Here is a 16,424-nt window from a genome sequence, read left to right as displayed (position 1 = left end):
ACGGTGTGCCGTTTTTACTTTATCGCCCCATATGGAAACACCGGAAACACTGGCTACACTCTCCTTGCGCATCGTCTCTCCCGGAGAGCTTGACCAGCTTGGCCCCAACGGCCTGGCCGACAAGCTGCGCGAGCCGCCACACCTGGCGCTGCCCTGGCTGGGCGGCGCCGCCGTGCAAGGCAACCTCGAAGCGCAAATGATTCTCGGCCAGTGGTTTCTCGCCGGCCACGGCGTCGAGCGCGACGAAGCCCGCGCCTTCGCGTGGTTCAAGCACGCCGCGCACGCCGGCCACGCCGGGGCCTCGAACATGACTGGCCGTTGCTACGAAAACGCCTGGGGCACGCTGCAGGACGATCACGCGGCAGCGCAGTGGTACACGCTCGCGGCGCAGCGCGGCTCCGACTGGGGCATGTACAACCTGGCAACCGCGCTGGTGCTGGGCCGCGGCATTGCCGCCAGCCGCCCGCAAGCGCTCGACTGGTATCTGCGGGCCGCCGACATGGGGCACGCCAAGTCGCTCAATATCGTGGGCGGCTTCTACGAGGACGGCTGGGAAGTAGAACGCGACGCAGCCGTGGCAATGGACTACTACCGCCGCGCCGCCGAAGGCGGCGATTTTCGCGGCCAGTTCAACTACGCCCGCGCGCTGGCGCTATGCGGCCAGGAACACGAGGCCATCCGCTGGGTGCGGCAAGTGCCACGCACCGCCAATGCGCCCTTCATCGACAAGATGCTCGCCTTCCTGCGCGACGCGCCCGACGCAGCGCTGAACCAGTTGTATAGCCACGCGGACGATGCCGCGCAGCTCAGCTCACGCGAAACCCAATCTTCAGCGTGACCTGGAAGTGCGCAACCTTGCCGTCCGCGATGTGCCCGCGTGTCTCAACCACTTCGAACCAGTCGATATGCTTGATGGTCTCGCTCGCCTTCTCGATGGCGCTACGGATCGCCGCGTCGCAGCCGTCCGGCGACGAGCCCACGATCTCGACCAGTTTGTAGGTGTGGTTTGACATGTCCGCCCTCCTTGGCGCGATGGCCGCTGGCTATGATCCGCACCCGCCAGCTTGGTGCTCCGGATACGTTTCTCCATCATAGGCAGCGGGCACGGCAAATCCAAAGTGCGGTTACTCGCCGACAAGATTGCTGACGGGTTAAGCACCGGCCCCGTGCCGGCGTTTCATGCCTGAGGCTGGCCCGCGCGCCGGCGTGCCGGCTGGTCCGGCACCGCGCGGCGCCGCCCGGCGATGTCCTCGGCGAGCCATTCGACGAAGGCGCGCACCGCCGGCGGCAGGTGGCGCCCCGCCATGGTCTGTATCTGCAGCGCGCGCTGCTGCATGGCGCGGCTGGCGATCGGCACCAGCACGCGCCGCTCCGCGCGCAGGTTGTTGCGCACCGCCAGGGAACCCGTCAGGTACACCGCGTCCGCGTACGCCTGGTAGCCCACCAGCGCGCTCAGTGAATTGCTGCTAAGCAATATGCGCGGGCGCAGCCCCTCCACGCCGCAGGCCAGGTCGAACAGTTGCCGGATGGTGTTGGTTTCGCTGGGCAGCGCCAGCGGATACGCAACCACTTCCTTCAGGCTGGCGCGCTTGAGCGCGGCCAGCGGATGCTTGCGCGCTACATAGGCATAGACCGGCGCGGCTTCCGAATAGGCAACTTCGATGCCTTCCTGGGCCGCGATGGCGAACGTCAGCGCCAGGTCCACCGTGCCCTCGCGGACCATGCGCGTGGCGACCGCGGGCGCGCAGACTTCAAGCGAAAAGCTCACGCCGGGGAAACGGCGCTGGAACAGCGCCATCGCGTAAGGCATGTAGTCCCGCGCAAAGCCGTCGGTGCAGGCCAGCCTGACTTTGCTGTGCGCCACGCTAAGCAAGCCCTGGAGATCGGCCTGCAGGGTCTGCGCGTCGAGGAAGGCGCGGCGTCCGTACTGCTGCACCACCAGTCCGGCCTCGGTCAGGCGCATGCCGCGCGGCTCGCGCTCAAAGAGCGCCGTACCGAGTTCCGCTTCGAGCCGGGCCACCTGCCGGCTGATGGCCGACACCGCGACATGCAACGAGGCAGAGGCCGCACTGAGCGAACCGCGCTGCGCCACCTCCAGGAAATAGGCCAGCGGTACCGCGTGGATCGATGTGAGCTTCATGGTTTTGCTTCCGGCTTCCGTGCTTCTGGCTTGCGCGCTGGTGGTGAGATAGGCGGGCGGCGCGCTGCAATGCCGCACCGGCCTTTGCACAATGATAATTCCTGCCTGCACTTGCCTTGCTGATTTTAGAAAGTAGCTTTCTAACCGGCCCGAGCGCCATTGGTGCCGAAATGCCGTGCAGCGCGGCCTGCGCGGCAGGTTCTCGCGCAAACGGCACCGTGGCGGTGCGGGTAGTGCGCCGCGCCACGCCACGGGCGGGCGTGAACTGGCATGCAAGGACCGCAGATGCTGTTGGCATTGCGACACGCCCCTTCGCGGGAACCGGCCCGGCTGCCCTTATCGTTACGCCATGCCCCGCCGCGCAGCGTATGCAAGGCGGCATGCGGCAGCGGGGCGCCGACAAAAATGCAATAGCCAAGCAAGGAGACCGTAACCTCATGGAAGACATCTGCTACCTGGGCGCCGTGGAAATGGCCCGCGCCATCCGCACCCGCGAACTCGGCGTGCGCGAAGTGGTTGACGCGCATATCGCGCGCATCCAGCGCGTCAACCCGGCCATCAACGCCATCGTCACCACCACCTTCGACGAGGCACAGACAGCGGCCGATGCGGCCGACACGGCGCTGGCGCGCGGCGCCGTGCCCGGGCCGCTGTTTGGCCTGCCCGTGGCGCACAAGGATTCCTTCCTGAGCGCAGGCGTGCGCACGACCTTTGGCTCCGCCGTGTACCGGGATTTCGTGCCGGCGCAGGACAGTGCCGTGGTGGCGCGCCAGCGGGCGGCGGGCGCCATCATGCTGGGCAAGACCAACCTGCCGGAGTTCGGCGCGGGCTCGCACACCTTCAATGCCGTGTTCGGCGCCACGCGCAACCCCTATCGCCAGGACGTATCGGCGGGTGGCAGCAGTGGTGGCAGCGCGGCGGCGCTGGCCGCGGGCATGGTCGCGTTGGCCGATGGCTCGGACATGGGCGGTTCGCTGCGCAACCCGGCCAGCTTCTGCAACGTGGTGGGCTTGCGAGCGTCGATCGGCCGCGTGCCGATGACGCCGGCCAACCATGCCTTCAACACGCTCACGGTGGGCGGGCCGATGGGCCGCTCGGTGGCGGATGTGGCGCTGATGTTCAGCGTGCTGGCCGGCGACGATCCGGCCGACCCGCTGGCAATCGCTGCCGACGCCAGCGATTTCGCCACCCTGCCCCGGATCGATGGCAAGGGCCTGCGCGTGGCGGTCAGCCCGACGCTCGGCGGGCTGCCGTTCGAGCCGGCGGTGAGCCGCATGCTGCAGGAGGGGATTCGCCAGTGCCAGGCGCTGGGCTGCACGGTGGACGAGGCGGAGCCGGATTTCAGCGGGGCCGACCACGCCTTCGAGGTGCTGCGCGCGCTGGCGTTCGCCACCAATTACGGCGCGGCGCGCACCGAGCATAGCGAACGGATGAAGGAAACGGTGCGCTGGAACATCGATCTGGGCCTGGCCCAGGACGGCGCCGCGATGGCGGAAGCCGCGCGGGCCCACAGCCGCATGTTTGCACGCATGCAGGCGTTGCTGGCGCGTTACGATTTCCTGATCGCGCCGGTGTCGCAGGTGACGCCGTTCGCCGTCGAAACCGAGTATCCGCAGCGCATCGAAGGCGTGCAGATGCCTAGCTATATCGGCTGGATGCGCTCGTGCTACCGCATCACCATCACGGGCCATCCCGCCATCTCGGTGCCCTGCGGCTTTACCGACGACGGCTTGCCGGTGGGCTTGCAGATCGTCGGCAAGTATCGCGGCGAGCGCGCGCTGCTGGCGTTTGCGCAACTGTTCGAGCAGGCCAATCCTGCCGGGCGCATCCGCCCGGCGCTGTAAGCCACCACGGCGGCGCCGGCCAGGACCGGCGCACCGGGCCACATTGACCATTTCGACAACATCGACCACATTGATCGCAACACAAGGGGAAACACAGATGTTTGCAACGCACATGACAAGATGGACGCTGGGCATGACCAGCGGCGTGGCCCGATGCATCATTGGCGGTGCCGCCGCCTGCGCAGCACTGGCGGCTGCCGGGCCGGCGCTGGCCCAGACGTACCCGGACAAGCCGGTCAAGCTGGTAGTGCCGTTTCCCCCGGGCGGCTCCACGGATGTGCTGGCCCGCCTGGTGGCGCGCAAGCTGGGCGAAGTGCTGCGGCAATCCGTGGTGGTGGAGAACAAGGCCGGTGCGGGCACGATCGTCGGTGCCGACTATGTGGCGAAAGCCACGCCTGACGGCTATACCCTGCTGCTCAGTGCCGCCACCACGTTCACCGTGAATCCGGTCACATACTCGCGCCTGCCCTACGACTCGCTCAAGAGCTTCGAGCCGCTCGGCATGGTCGGCTCCACCGCGCTAGTGCTGCTGGCCAATCCGGCGGTCAAGGCGGACACGCTCAAGCAACTGGTGGCCGAGGCCAAGGCCACGCCGGGCGGCATGTCCTACGGCTCCTATGGCGCGGGCACCACCGCGCACTTCGCGGGCGAGATGATCAACGCGGCGACCGGCATGGGCTTGCTGCACGTACCGTACAAAGGCAGCGCGCCCGCCATGGCCGACCTGATCGGCAATCAGATCCCGCTGTCGGTCGATACCGTGGTGGCAGCCGCGCCGCAAATCAAGGGCGGCAAGGTCAAGGCCATCGCCGTCACCAGCGCCGCGCGTTCGATGCTGTTGCCCCAGGTGCCCACGGCGATCGAAAGCGGCTATCCCGGCGTGTCGCTCAGCACCTGGTTTGCCATCGTCGCGCCCAAGGGCATTCCCGCGCCGGTGCGCCAGACGCTGGACGCCGCCATTGCCAGCATGATGAAGGATCCCGCGCTGCAGCAGAGCATGACCGCCAACGGCTTCGAGCCCGAGTACGGCAGCGCCGGCGAATACCGCGCGCGCGTCACCAGCGAGATCGCGCGCCTGCGCAAGATCGCGCAAGCGGCCAATATCCACGCGGATTAAGCGGCATCAGCCAGCATCAACAAGCATCAACCGAATTGACCGATATCAGCCTCGCATGCTGCCATGCGAGGCCGCCCGCTCGCGAAAGAACGCCTCGAAGAATTCCACGCAAACCCGGATCTTGGCCGAGGTGGTCAGGCGCGACGGGTACACCGCCCAGATGTTCGCCTCTTGATGGCATTCGGGCAGGATCTGCTCAAGTTCACCCGTGGCCAACTGCGGGCCCACGTCCCATAGCGAGCGCAGCACGATGCCGCGCCCGTCGACCGCCCAGCGCACCACGATCTCGCCGTGGTTGGACGAGAGCGGCCCGGTGACCTTAACGGTCTGCTCGATGTTGCCATTCATCCCGTTACGCAGCTTCCAGACACCGAAGGGATGGTCGCGCTCCTTGATCACCAGGCAATCATGGCTGGCGAGGTCGGCCAGCGTGCGCGGCCGGCCCCGGCGCGCGAGGTAGGCGGGGGCCGCGCACAGGATCCGGTGGTTGTCGCCAAGCCGGCGCGCGATATGGTGCGGTGCGATCTCATCGCCCACTCGGATATCGAGGTCAAAGCCTTCCGTGGCTACATCCACCAACCGGTCGAACACCTCGAAGCGCACCTGGAGCGCGGGATAGCGCATAGACAACTCCGAGATCGCCGGCGCCACGACGACGCGGCCGAAGCCGAAGCTGGAGCAAACCCGCAGCAGGCCACGCGGCTCGCGGCGCGCGCTGGAGACTTCCTCGTAGAGACGGTCCACATCGTCGAGGATACGCTGCGCCAGCGCATACACCCGCTCGCCATCGTCGCTCACTACCACGCGGCGGGTAGTGCGGTGAAACAACTTGACCGCAAGTGCGGCTTCGAGCAGCTGGATCCGCTTGCTGATATAGGCAGGCGAAACGCCGAGTGCCTCGGCAGCGGCGGCAAAGCTGGACTTGCGCGCCACTTCGATGAAGACCCGCAGGTCCTCGTTGAGCACGTCATTCTTCACGATGTGTGTTTTATGGCATTACAGTTTGGCCGATTATATTCCGCCTGAAGTTGCTTACCATGGGCCTCCCCGATCCCATCAGTGAGGACTCCAACGTGAACCCGACCTCCCCCACGCCCCTGCGCATTGCCGTCATCCCTGGCGACGGCATCGGCAATGAAGTCATGCCCGAAGGCCTGCGCGTGCTGGAAGCCGCCGCCGAGCGCTACTCGCTGGCGCTTGAATTCGTCCGCTTCGACTGGGCGCACTGCGACTACTACCTGCAAACCGGCGCGATGATGCCGGCGGACTGGCGTGAGCAACTGGAAGGGTTCGACGCGTTGTATTTCGGCGCGGTGGGCTGGCCGGCCAAAGTGCCGGATCATGTCTCGCTGTGGGGCTCGCTGCTGAAGTTCCGGCGCGAGTTCGACCAGTACGTGAACCTGCGCCCGGTGCGGCTATTCGAGGGCGTGCCTTGCCCGCTGGCCAACCGCAAGCCGGGCGACATCGATTTCTTCGTGGTGCGCGAGAACACCGAGGGGGAATACACCTCGCTGGGCGGCCGCATGTTCGAGGGCACGCAGCGCGAGGTGGTGTTGCAGGAATCCGTGTTCAGCCGCGTGGGCACCGACCGCGTGCTGCGCTACGCCTTCGCGCTGGCGCAATCGCGGCCGCGCCGCCACCTCACGGTGGCGACCAAGTCCAACGGCATCGCGGTCAGCATGCCGTACTGGGACGAACGCGCCGACGCCATGGCAAAGCACTACCCGGATGTGACGGTTGACCGGCAGCACATCGACATCCTCACGGCGCGCTTCGTGCTGCAACCAGACCGCTTCGATGTGGTGGTGGCTTCCAACCTGTTCGGCGACATCCTCTCCGACCTGGGCCCCGCCTGCGCCGGCACCATCGGGCTGGCGCCTTCGGCCAATCTCAACCCGGACCGCACGTTTCCCTCGCTGTTCGAGCCGGTCCATGGTTCGGCGCCGGACATCTACGGCAAGGCCATCGCCAACCCGATCGCGATGATCTGGTCGGGTGCGCTGATGCTGGACTTCCTCAGCAGCACCGAAGGCTTGGCGGCGGCCGACAGCGCACGCTACCGCGAAGCGCACGATGCCATCGTGCAGGCTATCGAGGCCGTGCTGGCGCAGGGTCCGCGCACGCCGGACCTGGGCGGCGAAGCGCGCACGGATGACGTGGGCGCGGCCATTGCGGCGATTGTGCGCAACGCCAAGCCACTAGCGAACGCACTCGCTGCATAGCTGCGTGGCGCATGTGCCGTGCGTGCGCGCCAAGGGCCGCGGCACAGGCTTTTGCGGCAGCAAGGATCATGCCATTGCATGGCGCGATTCGTGCCCTCGACTTGCTGTGGTTTGCGATGTCTTGCCCAACTGTTTCCAGACTGATGCCTGACGCGTAAAACGATCGGATGCGCCGAGAAAGTGTTTGTCCTTTCCGGTGCATACGTTCTACCTTACGAGTGTGCGCCCTGCCTTTCCGGAGACCGCAATGGCAATCCGTTCCACCGCCTCACACAGCACCGCGCAGTTGCGACGGCTCGTCGGCCAGTTGCAGGCCGAGGTCGATTCGCTTGATCACCTGGCGATCTTCGACGCCGAGACCCAGACCGCGCTGGGCCAGGCGCGCGATCGCCTCACTCAAGGCATCGAGGCGATCGAAGATGCCATCCAGAGCCTGCGCACCCTGCAGCAGGTGCGCCCCTCGGCCATGCGCAGCCGCAAGACACCGCGCGCTGCCTGATCCACAGGGGCGTGGCCTTGTTGCCCGCAATGCTCAGAATTCCTGCACGGTCGGGCGCAGCACAATCTCGTTGATATCCACGTCGGCCGGCTGCTCGATCGCATAGGCGATAGCGCGCGCCACCGAATCGGCCGGGATGGCTTGCTGATAGAACTCGCCCACCACCTTGGCGCTTTCCGCGTGGGAGCTGCCCAGCTTGAGCTCCGAGTCGACCGCGCCCGGCGAAATCACCGTGGTGCGGATCGCGCCGCCGGTTTCATGCCGCAGGCCTTCGGAAATGGCGCGCACCGCGAACTTGGTACCGCTGTACACCGTGCCGCCCGGGCTGAACACCTTTACGCCCGCGACCGAGGCAATATTGATGAAGTGCCCCGTGCCCTGCTTCTGGAACACTGGCAGCGCGGCGGCGATGCCATACAGCACGCCCTTGATGTTGATGTCGATCATGCGCTCCCATTCCTCGACCTTGGCCTCGCTCATGGGGGCGATGGCCATGAGGCCCGCGTTGTTGATCATGACATCGATGCGGCCGAAGCTGGCCACGGCCTTTTGCACCAAGGCCTCGACATCGGCGCGCCGGCTCACGTCGGCTACCACCACCTCCACCTTGCCGCCCTTGGCGCGGATCTCGGCCGCCAGGGATTCCAGGCGGTCGCCGCGACGCGCGGCCAGCACCAGCGAGGCGCCCGCCGCGCCCAGGTGACGCGCGGTGGCTTCGCCCAGCCCGCTGCTGGCGCCGGTGATGACGACAACCTTGCTTGCGATGTTCGTGCTCATTGTTCACTCCGGAAAACTGCAGGCGCGCTGCCTGCGGATGGGAGTGATTATCTTGGCTGCGACGATCAATCAAAATGGAAACGTTTTGATTTCAGTATTCCATTTTCTGGAACTCATCAGCTAACGGCTATCGGCTATCGGCTAACCCTGCCCGGCGGCGGCATGCCACCGTCCACTCGTTCAAGCCAGCGGGAAGCGCGCTCAGCGCGCCGGCACGGCATCCTTGTCGCCGAAGTAAGCCACCAGCGCGTCGAACACCAGCCGGATGCGCATCGGCACCGGGCTACGGCGCGAGCGGTAGATGTACAAACCCCACGGCGCGGGCGCGAAGCGCTCCAGCACGCTGACGAGGCGGCCCGAGCGCAGATGGGGCTGCGCGAGATAGTCAGGCAACTGACCGTAGGCGAGCCCGGAGAGGATCGCCTCCATTTCGGTCTCCGGGTCGTCGGTGAGAAACGCTGGCGCGCGCGGATTGAACTGCTCGCCCTGCGCGAAATACCACGGCCAGGCGCGGCCGCTGCTGCGGTCGATCAGGCCTGTGGTGGGCAGCGCGGCGAGTTGGGCCAGGTCGGCGGGCTTGCCGACGCGCGCCACCAGCTCCGGCGTGCCCACGATATGGAAGCCCACCCGCGTCGTCATGCGCGCCACCAGCCGCTGGTCGCGGAACATGCCGAGGCGCAGGCCGATGTCGATCTCGTCGTCGACCACATCGGCGACCTGGTCCGAGAGCCGGATGTCGAGCGTGATGCCCGGATGCGCCAGCGCCACCTTCCGCAGCGCCACCAGCAGATGCTGCCGCCCCAGCGTGCTCGGCGCGGTAATGCGCACGACGCCCTTGAGCTCCGTGTCCGAGCGGCTGGCCGGATGCGCGAACAGGCTATCGACATCGACTAGCGCCGCGCGGGCGCGCTCGGCCAGCCGCTCGCCGGCGGCGGTGATGCGAATCTGGCGGGTGTTGCGGTGGAACAGCGGCTCGCCCACGGCTTCCTCGAGGTCCTTGACCGCGCGGGTGACGGTTTGCGGCGACGTGCCCAGCCGCGTCGCGGCCGCCTTGAACGAAGCCGACTCCGCTGCCGCGCAGAAGATCCTCAGCATTTCCAGCCGGTTGAGCATGGTGGTGTGCGCCGTGAAAAGCGCAGGTGCGTGGGTGATGATGCAAAAGCGCGATTATAGGAGCCGCCACGGCGTTGAATGAGAACTGTCTCATTGCCACCCTGGTCAATGTAGATTGCGCATCGCTCGTTCCGCATCGCGCTTCTGTCTGGCAGAATGCCCGGCTCCCGCGCACGGCCTCCGCCATCCTGCGCGACGGTGCAATGTCCTCTGACGGCTCTCGCCGGCTTTTTGCCGTCTCTTCAATCTGCAAGCTGTAAGGATTCCTTTCTCGCATGAAGACGTTTTTTGTCTCGGTGGCGCTGTGCCTGGCATCTGGCGTGGCCAGCGCTTCCGGTAGCTTTGCCCAATGTCCTCAATTCTTCGCGCAAAGCGCGGCCCCCAAGGCACCGAGCTCGGCCGAGCTTAAGCTGCGCCCGCTTTGCTATGACGCCTTTGCGGTCATGCACTCGGGCCGCAGCAAGACCCCGCTGTACGTGGCCGAGCGCCTGTCGCGCGCGCAACTGACCGATGCCAGGGACGAAGCACGAACGAATCGCTTCTTTTCCGATGCGCGCCTGCCCCGCGCCGAGCGGGCGGAACTGGACGATTACAAAGGCAATGAAGGCATCGACCGTGGCCATATGTCGCCTGCGGCCGACCAGCCGACCGCGCAAGCCATGTCGCAATCGTTCACGCTTGCCAACGTGGTGCCGCAATACAGCCAGAACAACCGCAAGGCATGGGCCTCCATCGAAAAGGCCACGCGCAAGTACGCCATGCGCGCGGCCGGCGATGTCTATGTCATCACGGGCCCGGTCTTCGATGGCAACGTTCGCACCATCGGCAACGGCAAGGTCTGGGTCCCCACATACCTCTACAAGCTCGTCTACGATCCATCGACCAACCGCGCCTGGGCGCACTGGATCGAAAACTCCGACGCCGCCCGGCCGGGCAAGCCGATCTCCTACGGCGAACTGGTCAAGCGCACCGGCATCGAGTTCCTGCCTGGCGTTCAGCCGGCAAGCTGATGCGCCAGACGTGCCGGGCTGCGGCACGCCCGGCACGTCTGCCCGGACAGTGGCACACTTGCAGCTTTCCGGATTTCTGTCCTGCCGATCAACGTCACTGAGTGTCAATGGAGCAAGCAAGCATGCCTAACCACAGCAACAGCCAATGGATCCGCGTTGAAACCGAAGGCGGCGCCTTCGATGCCTACCTGGCCCTGCCGCCCACTGGCAAGGCTGCCAATGCACCGGGCATCGTGCTGGTGCAGGAAATCTTCGGCGTCAATGAACATATCCGCGCGGTAGCGGACCAGTACGCCCTCGACGGCTACGTGGTGCTGGCGCCGGACGTGTTCTGGCGCCTGGCGCCGCGCGTGGAGCTCGGCTATGCTGGTGCGGACATGGCGCGCGCGATGGAGTTGCGCCAGAAGGTGGATGTGGAGTTGGCGGTGAAAGACATCGCCGCCACCGCCAAGGCGCTGCGCGGCCAGCTCAGCCCGGGCGCAAAGATTGCGGCGGTGGGCTACTGCTTCGGTGGCCTGATGGCCTACCTGAGCGCCGCGCGCGGCCTGGTCGATGCGGCGGTTCCTTACTATGGCGGCGGCATCCAGAACAATCTGCAGGAAGCCGCCAGTATCAAGGTGCCGGTCCAGTTCCACTACGGCGCGCTCGATGCGCATATCCCGGCTGACGCCGTCGAGAAAGTGCGCGCGGCCGTGGCCGGCAATCTCCAGGCGGAAATCCACGTCTATGCGCAGGCCGATCACGGCTTCAACTGCTGGGCGCGCGGCTCGTATCATCAGCCGTCCGCCGCGCTGGCCCATGGCCGAGCCCTGACTTTCCTGGCTGGCGCGCTGTCCGCCTGAGCCGGCGGTAGCGGCAGCCGGCAGCCGCCGCCACCGGGCTGCATACACGCACGCGCCATGGCCCTGCCGTGGCGCGCTGCCTCGCTTTATCGTCCCCTTGCGCCGGGCGTCCTGCCCGGCGTCTCTCGCCTTCCCCCACGCCAGGGCGGCTTGCGCCTGTGCCGTCCCGCCCCTATGCTGGCCCCTCGAAGGCCAACGCCGCGGCCATGGCATCGTGCTTGCGCCAGGCATGCAATGACGCGATCAAACCCCGCGGCATCGGCTCTCAAGACTTGCTGGACCCTAAAACCATAACGGAGACCACCATGCAGTCAGAGCAGCAGCGCGTCCTGCGCAATACCATCCCCGATGCCCTCGCCCGCGCGGTACGGCGCAGCCCCGACAAGGTGGCGCTGCGCTTTGGCGAACGCAGCTGGACCTATCGCGAACTCGAGGCCGCGGCGGCCAGCGTGGGCGCCGCGCTGCAACGGTGGGGCCTGCGCCCCGGCGACCGCGTGGCGGCGTTCGGCAAGAATTCGGATGCCTACGTGCTGCTGTGGCTGGGCTGCCTGCGTGCCGGGCTGATCCATGTGCCGGTGAATTTCTCGATGACGCGCGGCGAGGTCGAATACATCGTCGCCCAGTCCGGCGCCAGCGCGCTGTTCGCCGACCCGGCGCTGGCCGCGCACGTCGAAGGGCTGCCTTGCCCATTGCTGGGGAGCCTGCATGGCGGCGGCCAGCGCGACGTGCTGACGGCGGCCAAGGGCCCCGCCGGGGAGATCCTCGCCACCCTTGACGACGCCATGCCGGCGCAGATCCTCTACACCTCCGGCACCACGTCCGCGCCCAAGGGGGCGGTGCTGACGCATCGCGCCTTGCTGGCCGAATACATGAGCGCCATCGCCACGTGCGACATCAAGCCGGAGGATGACGCGCTGGCTGCGCTGCCGCTCTACCATTCCGCGCAGATGCATGTCTTCCTGATGCCGCTGCTGCTGATGGGCGGCAGCATCCTGCTGGCGCAAAGTCCCGAGCCGGGCTTCTGCCTGCGCACGGTGCGCGAGGCCGGCATCACCAGCTTCTTTGCGCCACCCACCGTATGGATTGCGCTGCTGCGCCACGCGGACTTCGATCCGCGCCAGCTGGTCTCGCTGACCAAGGCCTATTACGGCGCCTCGATCATGCCGCTGCCGGTGCTGCAGGAGCTACGCGAGCGACTGCCCGCGCTGGGCTTTTTCAACTGCTACGGACAAAGCGAGATCGGCCCGCTGGCCACGGTGCTCGGCCCCGATGAGCACCGCGAGCGGCCCGCTTCGGCCGGGCGGCCCGTGCTGAATGTGGAAACCCGCATCGTCGACGAAAAGATGCAGGACGCCAGACCCGGCGAGCTCGGCGAGATCGTGCACCGTTCGCCGCAATTGCTCACCGAGTACTGGGACAAGCCGGAGCAGACCGCCGAGGCCTTCAGCGGCGGCTGGTTCCACTCGGGCGACCTGGGCTATATGGACGAGGGCGGCTATCTGTATGTGGTGGACCGCATCAAGGACGTGATCAATTCCGGCGGCGTGCTGGTATCCAGCCGTGAAGTCGAGGAGTGCCTGTACCAGCATGAGGCCGTGGCGGAAGTCGCCGTCTTCGCGCTGCCGCACCCCAAGTGGGTGGAAGCCGTGGCGGCTTGCGTGGTGCTCAAGCGCGAGACGCGCGCTGAGGAGGAGGCGCTGCTTGCCCATGCCCGCGCCGCGCTCGCCCCGTACAAGGTGCCCAAGCGCATCGTGTTCGTGCCCGACCTGCCGCGCAACACCGCCGGCAAACTGCTCAAGCGGCAATTGCGCGAGGATTACGCGAACTTGTTCGGGACAGGCGCGTAGGCGAAGGCGATCAGGACTTCAGCAACGTCAGCAAGGCCTCGGCCGCTGCGGCCGACGAAGCAGGATTCTGCCCGGTCACGAGCCGCTGCGCCACCAGCGCGTAGCTCTGCCAGTCGGCCGCCTTGCTGTAGTGGCCGCCCAACCGCTTGAGTTCATCCTCGACCAGGAAGGGCACCACCTCGGTCAACTGGACGGCGGCCTCCTCGGCATTGGAAAAGCCGGTCACCGCCTTGCCCCGCACCAGCGGCTCACCGTCCGGGCCACGCACATGGCGCAGCACGCCGGGCGCGTGGCACACGGCGGCAACCGGCTTGCCAGCGGCATACATGCTCTCGATCAGCGCGATGGAAGCGCGATCCTCGGCGAGGTCCCATAACGGGCCGTGGCCACCGGGATAGAACACGGCGTCGTAGTCGCCACCCTTGACCTGCGCGAGCTTTAGCGTGCTGGCCAGGGCAGCCTGGGCCGCGGCGTCCTTGCGCAAGCGTCCGGTGGCTTCGGTCTGCGCATCGGGCGCGTCGCTCTTGGGGTCCAGCGGCGGCTGGCCGCCCTGGGGCGAGGCCAGCGTGATGTCGGCCCCCGCATCGCGGAACACATAGTAGGGCGAGGCAAACTCTTCAAGCCAGAAGCCGGTTTTCTTGCCAGTATTGCCCAACTGGTCATGCGAGGTCAGAACCATCAGGATCTTCATGCTGTGCTCCTTGCTGTGGGATGAACGGCGCCAGGCGAAGGAGCGGGTGCGCTATGCGCGGCCGCCTCTCCACCCGGGAACCCTAACACCCTTAGACCTCAGACAATAGAAGATCCGGGCAACCCCATCGTCAGTAAGGCATTGCCACGCCGTTCTGCACCTTGACCCGGTCGCCGTTGCGCAGGTTGTACGGCGTCGACTGGGTCAGCGTGAGGTAGCTGTTGTCGGTGGTGCGCACGCGGATGCGGTACGCGGGCGGTGCCGTGTTGGCACGCTTCTCCACCTCGTTGCCGGCCACCGCGCCAACCACCGCGCCGCCGATGGTCGCGACCGTATTGCCGCGGCCGCCGCCTACCTGGTGGCCGAGCAGGCCGCCAACCATGCCGCCGATCAAAGTACCGGCGACGCCGCCGCTAGCCGGCTGTCCCGGCAACATCTCGATGGATTCAACCTGGCCATAGCGCACGCCGTAGGCATCGTTGCCGTAGGCAGCTTGCGGCTGGCTCGCCTGGGGATAGCCGGCCTGCGGGTAACCCTGTTGCGGATAGCTCTCCTGTACCGGCGCCTGCGGGTAGCCCGATTGCGGGTAGTCGGCCTGAGGGTAAGCGGGTTGCTGGTAGCCCTGCTGCGGATAGGCCACGGGGTAAGCGCCACCCGCCTGCGTGCTGCTGCCGTACGTGCCCGAATTGCCATAGGCCCCGTAGCCGCCATACCCGCCGCCATATGGCGCGCTCACGCAGCCGGCCAGGGCGCCCGCTGCAAGCAAGGCAAGCGCGGCGGTACGAAGGGGGAAAGAAGGGAAAGGCATCGGGGAAACTCCTGCGGTAGCAACGCGAGTGGGAATGCGCGCGAGTCTAGGGCCGCAGGAGCGCCTCGGGTGTCACCGAGGCTTGTGATTGGTAACCGCCTGTAACGGGGAGTGCCTGCCGGGTAAAAAAAACCCTTTTTCCCGCTTCAGGAATGCTTCAGGGGTGCTTCAAGGGCGCTCAGACGCGCTCCGCGCCATCGTCGTTGAAGGCCGTGAGGCGTGCCACGCGGAAGGTGCCGCGCAGCGATTCCAGCTCGCTCCGGTGCAGCATGGCCAGCCGGTTAAGGAAGCGCTCGCCCTTGGCCATCAGGTGGACCTCGACAATGCGGCGGTCATCCGGGTTGGCCTTGCGCTTGACCAGCCCGGCCGCCTCGCAGCGGTTGACCAGCGCGACCACGCCGTGCTGCTTGGCCTGCAAGCGCTCGGCGAGCTCGCCGATCGATGCCCAGTCCTTGCCGGCACAGCCGCGGATATGCAGCATCAGCAGGTATTGCTGCACGGTCAGCCCTTCGCTCTGGGCGGCATCTTCTGAAAACCGCAGGAAACGCCGCAGTTGGTAGCGAAAATCGGAAAGTGCCTCGAAATCCTGCTTGTCAAGCGGGGATTTGGATGCGGCAGGCTGGCGGGTCATAAGGGGCAGCGTCTGGGCGCTGGGGAACTTGGCTCGACGCTCATTATAGGGGCTGCCCCCAGCGGTTCCGCGGACGTGCGGCAGTGCCAGGTTCCGGGGCCAGGCCAGGGTTTCGACCTGCGCCGATGCGGGTATGGCAGAATCTGTGCGTTCGCAGACACTCCTGACTGCCGACATCACACTTCCACCGGAATCGAAACCGATGTTCTCGGAAATCGCCCTTTTCCTGCTCGATACCGTCTTCAGCTTGTTCGGCATGGCGCTGCTGCTGCGCCTGTGGATGCAATGGACACGGCTGCCCACGCGCAATCCCGTCTCGCAAGGCGTATTCCAGGTCACCGACTGGCTGGTGCGGCCCTTACGCCGGTTCATTCCCGGCCTTGGCGGCATCGACTGGGCCACCTTGATCGGCGCCTGGCTGACCGCCCTGGCGTTCCTGCTGCTGGTGCTGCTGGTCTCCGGCGCCGACCCGCTGACCTACCTGCCGCTGATCCTGCTGATCGCCGTGCTCAATGTGCTGAAGTGGGGCATCAGCATGGTGATGTGGGTCACGCTGCTGATGGCGATTCTGTCATGGGTCAACCCGCACTCACCCGTTACGCCCGCCATCAACCACCTGACCGAGCCGCTGCTGCGCCCGATCCGCCGCGTGATTCCGCGCCTGGGCGGCTTCGATATCTCGCCGCTGGCGCTTTTCGTGATCGCGCAGATCCTGCTGATGATCATTGCCCGCCTTGGCGCGGGATTGTTCGGCGCGCGATTTGGCCTCTGAAGACATCTAAAGACCACTAAAGACCTCTGAAGGTCTTTGAAGGCCCCGCCGGCAAGGGATGTCTGTGGGTGCCCCGGGCCCAGGCCCGGGGCATTGTCCATAGTGACGAAC

At 66.5% G+C, this 16,424-nt stretch carries 17 protein-coding genes; 9 read left to right on the top strand and 8 right to left on the bottom strand.

Translation table 11 applies throughout. From position 1 onward, the window contains the following. Positions 1–64 precede the first annotated feature (64 nt). Positions 65–838, top strand: a complete 774-nt coding sequence (locus AC1RQK_RS14855) for a tetratricopeptide repeat protein (RefSeq protein WP_492387243.1) — start codon at positions 65–67, stop codon at positions 836–838. On the opposite strand, the gene AC1RQK_RS14850 is transcribed toward AC1RQK_RS14855, so the two are convergent. Further along, positions 807–1,013, bottom strand: a complete 207-nt coding sequence (locus AC1RQK_RS14850) for a dodecin (protein ID WP_150991561.1) — start codon at positions 1,011–1,013, stop codon at positions 807–809. The two genes, AC1RQK_RS14855 and AC1RQK_RS14850, sit on opposite strands and share 32 nt — an antisense overlap. Positions 1,014–1,177: 164 nt before the next feature. After that, entirely contained in the window at positions 1,178–2,140 is a 963-nt protein-coding gene (locus AC1RQK_RS14845; protein ID WP_492371308.1) for a LysR family transcriptional regulator, read from the bottom strand. A 437-nt stretch (positions 2,141–2,577) separates the two neighbouring features. Here AC1RQK_RS14845 and AC1RQK_RS14840 point away from each other — a divergent pair, with 437 nt between their 5' ends. Together AC1RQK_RS14840 and AC1RQK_RS14835 are read left to right on the top strand one after the other, a co-directional pair. Continuing rightward, entirely contained in the window at positions 2,578–3,984 is a 1,407-nt protein-coding gene (locus tag AC1RQK_RS14840; RefSeq protein WP_492809571.1) for an amidase, read from the top strand. Positions 3,985–4,096: 112 nt separating this feature from the next. Then, on the top strand, positions 4,097–5,101 hold the full coding sequence (locus AC1RQK_RS14835; protein ID WP_492371306.1) for a Bug family tripartite tricarboxylate transporter substrate binding protein: 1,005 nt from the start codon (positions 4,097–4,099) through the stop codon (positions 5,099–5,101). Between the two features lie 45 nt (positions 5,102–5,146). Here AC1RQK_RS14835 and AC1RQK_RS14830 read toward each other — a convergent pair whose 3' ends face one another. Beyond that, complete coding sequence (locus AC1RQK_RS14830; protein ID WP_492371305.1) at positions 5,147–6,079, bottom strand: LysR substrate-binding domain-containing protein; 933 nt, start codon at positions 6,077–6,079, stop codon at positions 5,147–5,149. Positions 6,080–6,138: 59 nt separating this feature from the next. Here AC1RQK_RS14830 and AC1RQK_RS14825 point away from each other — a divergent pair, with 59 nt between their 5' ends. Both AC1RQK_RS14825 and AC1RQK_RS14820 read left to right on the top strand, forming a co-directional pair. Beyond that, a complete protein-coding gene (locus tag AC1RQK_RS14825) occupies positions 6,139–7,323 on the top strand; it encodes a tartrate dehydrogenase (protein ID WP_492371304.1) in 1,185 nt (394 codons plus the stop codon). Between the two features lie 247 nt (positions 7,324–7,570). Then, complete coding sequence (locus AC1RQK_RS14820; protein ID WP_006163098.1) at positions 7,571–7,822, top strand: hypothetical protein; 252 nt, start codon at positions 7,571–7,573, stop codon at positions 7,820–7,822. 33 nt (positions 7,823–7,855) lie between these two features. Here AC1RQK_RS14820 and AC1RQK_RS14815 read toward each other — a convergent pair whose 3' ends face one another. Together AC1RQK_RS14815 and AC1RQK_RS14810 are read right to left on the bottom strand one after the other, a co-directional pair. Then, positions 7,856–8,599 (bottom strand): SDR family oxidoreductase, encoded by a 744-nt coding sequence (locus AC1RQK_RS14815; protein ID WP_492371303.1) that lies wholly within the window; start codon positions 8,597–8,599, stop codon positions 7,856–7,858. A 201-nt stretch (positions 8,600–8,800) separates the two neighbouring features. Further along, the gene (locus AC1RQK_RS14810) at positions 8,801–9,712 is read right to left on the bottom strand and encodes a LysR family transcriptional regulator (protein ID WP_492371302.1); all 912 of its coding nucleotides are present in this window, start codon (positions 9,710–9,712) and stop codon (positions 8,801–8,803) included. 275 nt (positions 9,713–9,987) lie between these two features. Here AC1RQK_RS14810 and AC1RQK_RS14805 point away from each other — a divergent pair, with 275 nt between their 5' ends. The 3 genes from AC1RQK_RS14805 (at position 9,988) to AC1RQK_RS14795 (ending at position 13,411) form a co-directional block, all read left to right on the top strand. Further along, positions 9,988–10,722 carry a DNA/RNA non-specific endonuclease gene (locus AC1RQK_RS14805; RefSeq protein ID WP_492809567.1) on the top strand — a complete coding sequence of 245 codons (735 nt, stop codon included), beginning with the start codon at positions 9,988–9,990 and terminating at the stop codon, positions 10,720–10,722. Positions 10,723–10,844: 122 nt separating this feature from the next. Then, positions 10,845–11,564, top strand: a complete 720-nt coding sequence (locus tag AC1RQK_RS14800; protein WP_492809565.1) for a dienelactone hydrolase family protein — start codon at positions 10,845–10,847, stop codon at positions 11,562–11,564. A gap of 305 nt (positions 11,565–11,869) precedes the next feature. Next, positions 11,870–13,411 carry a fatty acyl-CoA synthetase gene (locus AC1RQK_RS14795; protein WP_492809563.1) on the top strand — a complete coding sequence of 514 codons (1,542 nt, stop codon included), beginning with the start codon at positions 11,870–11,872 and terminating at the stop codon, positions 13,409–13,411. A 10-nt stretch (positions 13,412–13,421) separates the two neighbouring features. On the opposite strand, the gene AC1RQK_RS14790 is transcribed toward AC1RQK_RS14795, so the two are convergent. From AC1RQK_RS14790 to AC1RQK_RS14780, 3 genes are all read right to left on the bottom strand, one after another. Further along, on the bottom strand, positions 13,422–14,102 hold the full coding sequence (locus tag AC1RQK_RS14790) for a type 1 glutamine amidotransferase domain-containing protein (protein WP_492371298.1): 681 nt from the start codon (positions 14,100–14,102) through the stop codon (positions 13,422–13,424). A 130-nt stretch (positions 14,103–14,232) separates the two neighbouring features. Continuing rightward, positions 14,233–14,910: an outer membrane lipoprotein gene (locus AC1RQK_RS14785; RefSeq protein ID WP_492371297.1), complete on the bottom strand. Its 678-nt coding sequence runs from the start codon at positions 14,908–14,910 to the stop codon at positions 14,233–14,235. A 178-nt stretch (positions 14,911–15,088) separates the two neighbouring features. Then, on the bottom strand, positions 15,089–15,541 hold the full coding sequence (locus AC1RQK_RS14780) for a MarR family winged helix-turn-helix transcriptional regulator (protein WP_492371296.1): 453 nt from the start codon (positions 15,539–15,541) through the stop codon (positions 15,089–15,091). Positions 15,542–15,743: 202 nt separating this feature from the next. Here AC1RQK_RS14780 and AC1RQK_RS14775 point away from each other — a divergent pair, with 202 nt between their 5' ends. After that, on the top strand, positions 15,744–16,313 hold the full coding sequence (locus AC1RQK_RS14775; protein WP_492371295.1) for a YggT family protein: 570 nt from the start codon (positions 15,744–15,746) through the stop codon (positions 16,311–16,313). Positions 16,314–16,424: the final 111 nt, after the last annotated feature.

This window comes from Cupriavidus sp. GW822-FHT02D05, assembly GCF_058802485.1.
Note: the sequence above shows the minus strand (reverse complement) of the source record. Positions and strands in the feature narration are given on the sequence as shown.

Excerpts from the sequence above, each read along its gene's own strand:
- AC1RQK_RS14850 (WP_150991561.1), bottom strand. The coding sequence starts at position 1,013 with ATGTCAAACCACACCTACAAACTGGTCGAGATCGTGGGCTCGTCGCCG.
- AC1RQK_RS14845 (WP_492371308.1), bottom strand. The coding sequence starts at position 2,140 with ATGAAGCTCACATCGATCCACGCGGTACCGCTGGCCTATTTCCTGGAG.
- AC1RQK_RS14840 (WP_492809571.1), top strand. The coding sequence starts at position 2,578 with ATGGAAGACATCTGCTACCTGGGCGCCGTGGAAATGGCCCGCGCCATC.
- AC1RQK_RS14835 (WP_492371306.1), top strand. The coding sequence starts at position 4,097 with ATGACAAGATGGACGCTGGGCATGACCAGCGGCGTGGCCCGATGCATC.
- AC1RQK_RS14825 (WP_492371304.1), top strand. The coding sequence starts at position 6,139 with ATGGGCCTCCCCGATCCCATCAGTGAGGACTCCAACGTGAACCCGACC.
- AC1RQK_RS14820 (WP_006163098.1), top strand. The coding sequence starts at position 7,571 with ATGGCAATCCGTTCCACCGCCTCACACAGCACCGCGCAGTTGCGACGG.
- AC1RQK_RS14815 (WP_492371303.1), bottom strand. The coding sequence starts at position 8,599 with ATGAGCACGAACATCGCAAGCAAGGTTGTCGTCATCACCGGCGCCAGC.
- AC1RQK_RS14810 (WP_492371302.1), bottom strand. The coding sequence starts at position 9,712 with ATGCTCAACCGGCTGGAAATGCTGAGGATCTTCTGCGCGGCAGCGGAG.
- AC1RQK_RS14805 (WP_492809567.1), top strand. The coding sequence starts at position 9,988 with ATGAAGACGTTTTTTGTCTCGGTGGCGCTGTGCCTGGCATCTGGCGTG.
- AC1RQK_RS14800 (WP_492809565.1), top strand. The coding sequence starts at position 10,845 with ATGCCTAACCACAGCAACAGCCAATGGATCCGCGTTGAAACCGAAGGC.
- AC1RQK_RS14795 (WP_492809563.1), top strand. The coding sequence starts at position 11,870 with ATGCAGTCAGAGCAGCAGCGCGTCCTGCGCAATACCATCCCCGATGCC.
- AC1RQK_RS14790 (WP_492371298.1), bottom strand. The coding sequence starts at position 14,102 with ATGAAGATCCTGATGGTTCTGACCTCGCATGACCAGTTGGGCAATACT.
- AC1RQK_RS14785 (WP_492371297.1), bottom strand. The coding sequence starts at position 14,910 with ATGCCTTTCCCTTCTTTCCCCCTTCGTACCGCCGCGCTTGCCTTGCTT.
- AC1RQK_RS14780 (WP_492371296.1), bottom strand. The coding sequence starts at position 15,541 with ATGACCCGCCAGCCTGCCGCATCCAAATCCCCGCTTGACAAGCAGGAT.
- AC1RQK_RS14775 (WP_492371295.1), top strand. The coding sequence starts at position 15,744 with ATGTTCTCGGAAATCGCCCTTTTCCTGCTCGATACCGTCTTCAGCTTG.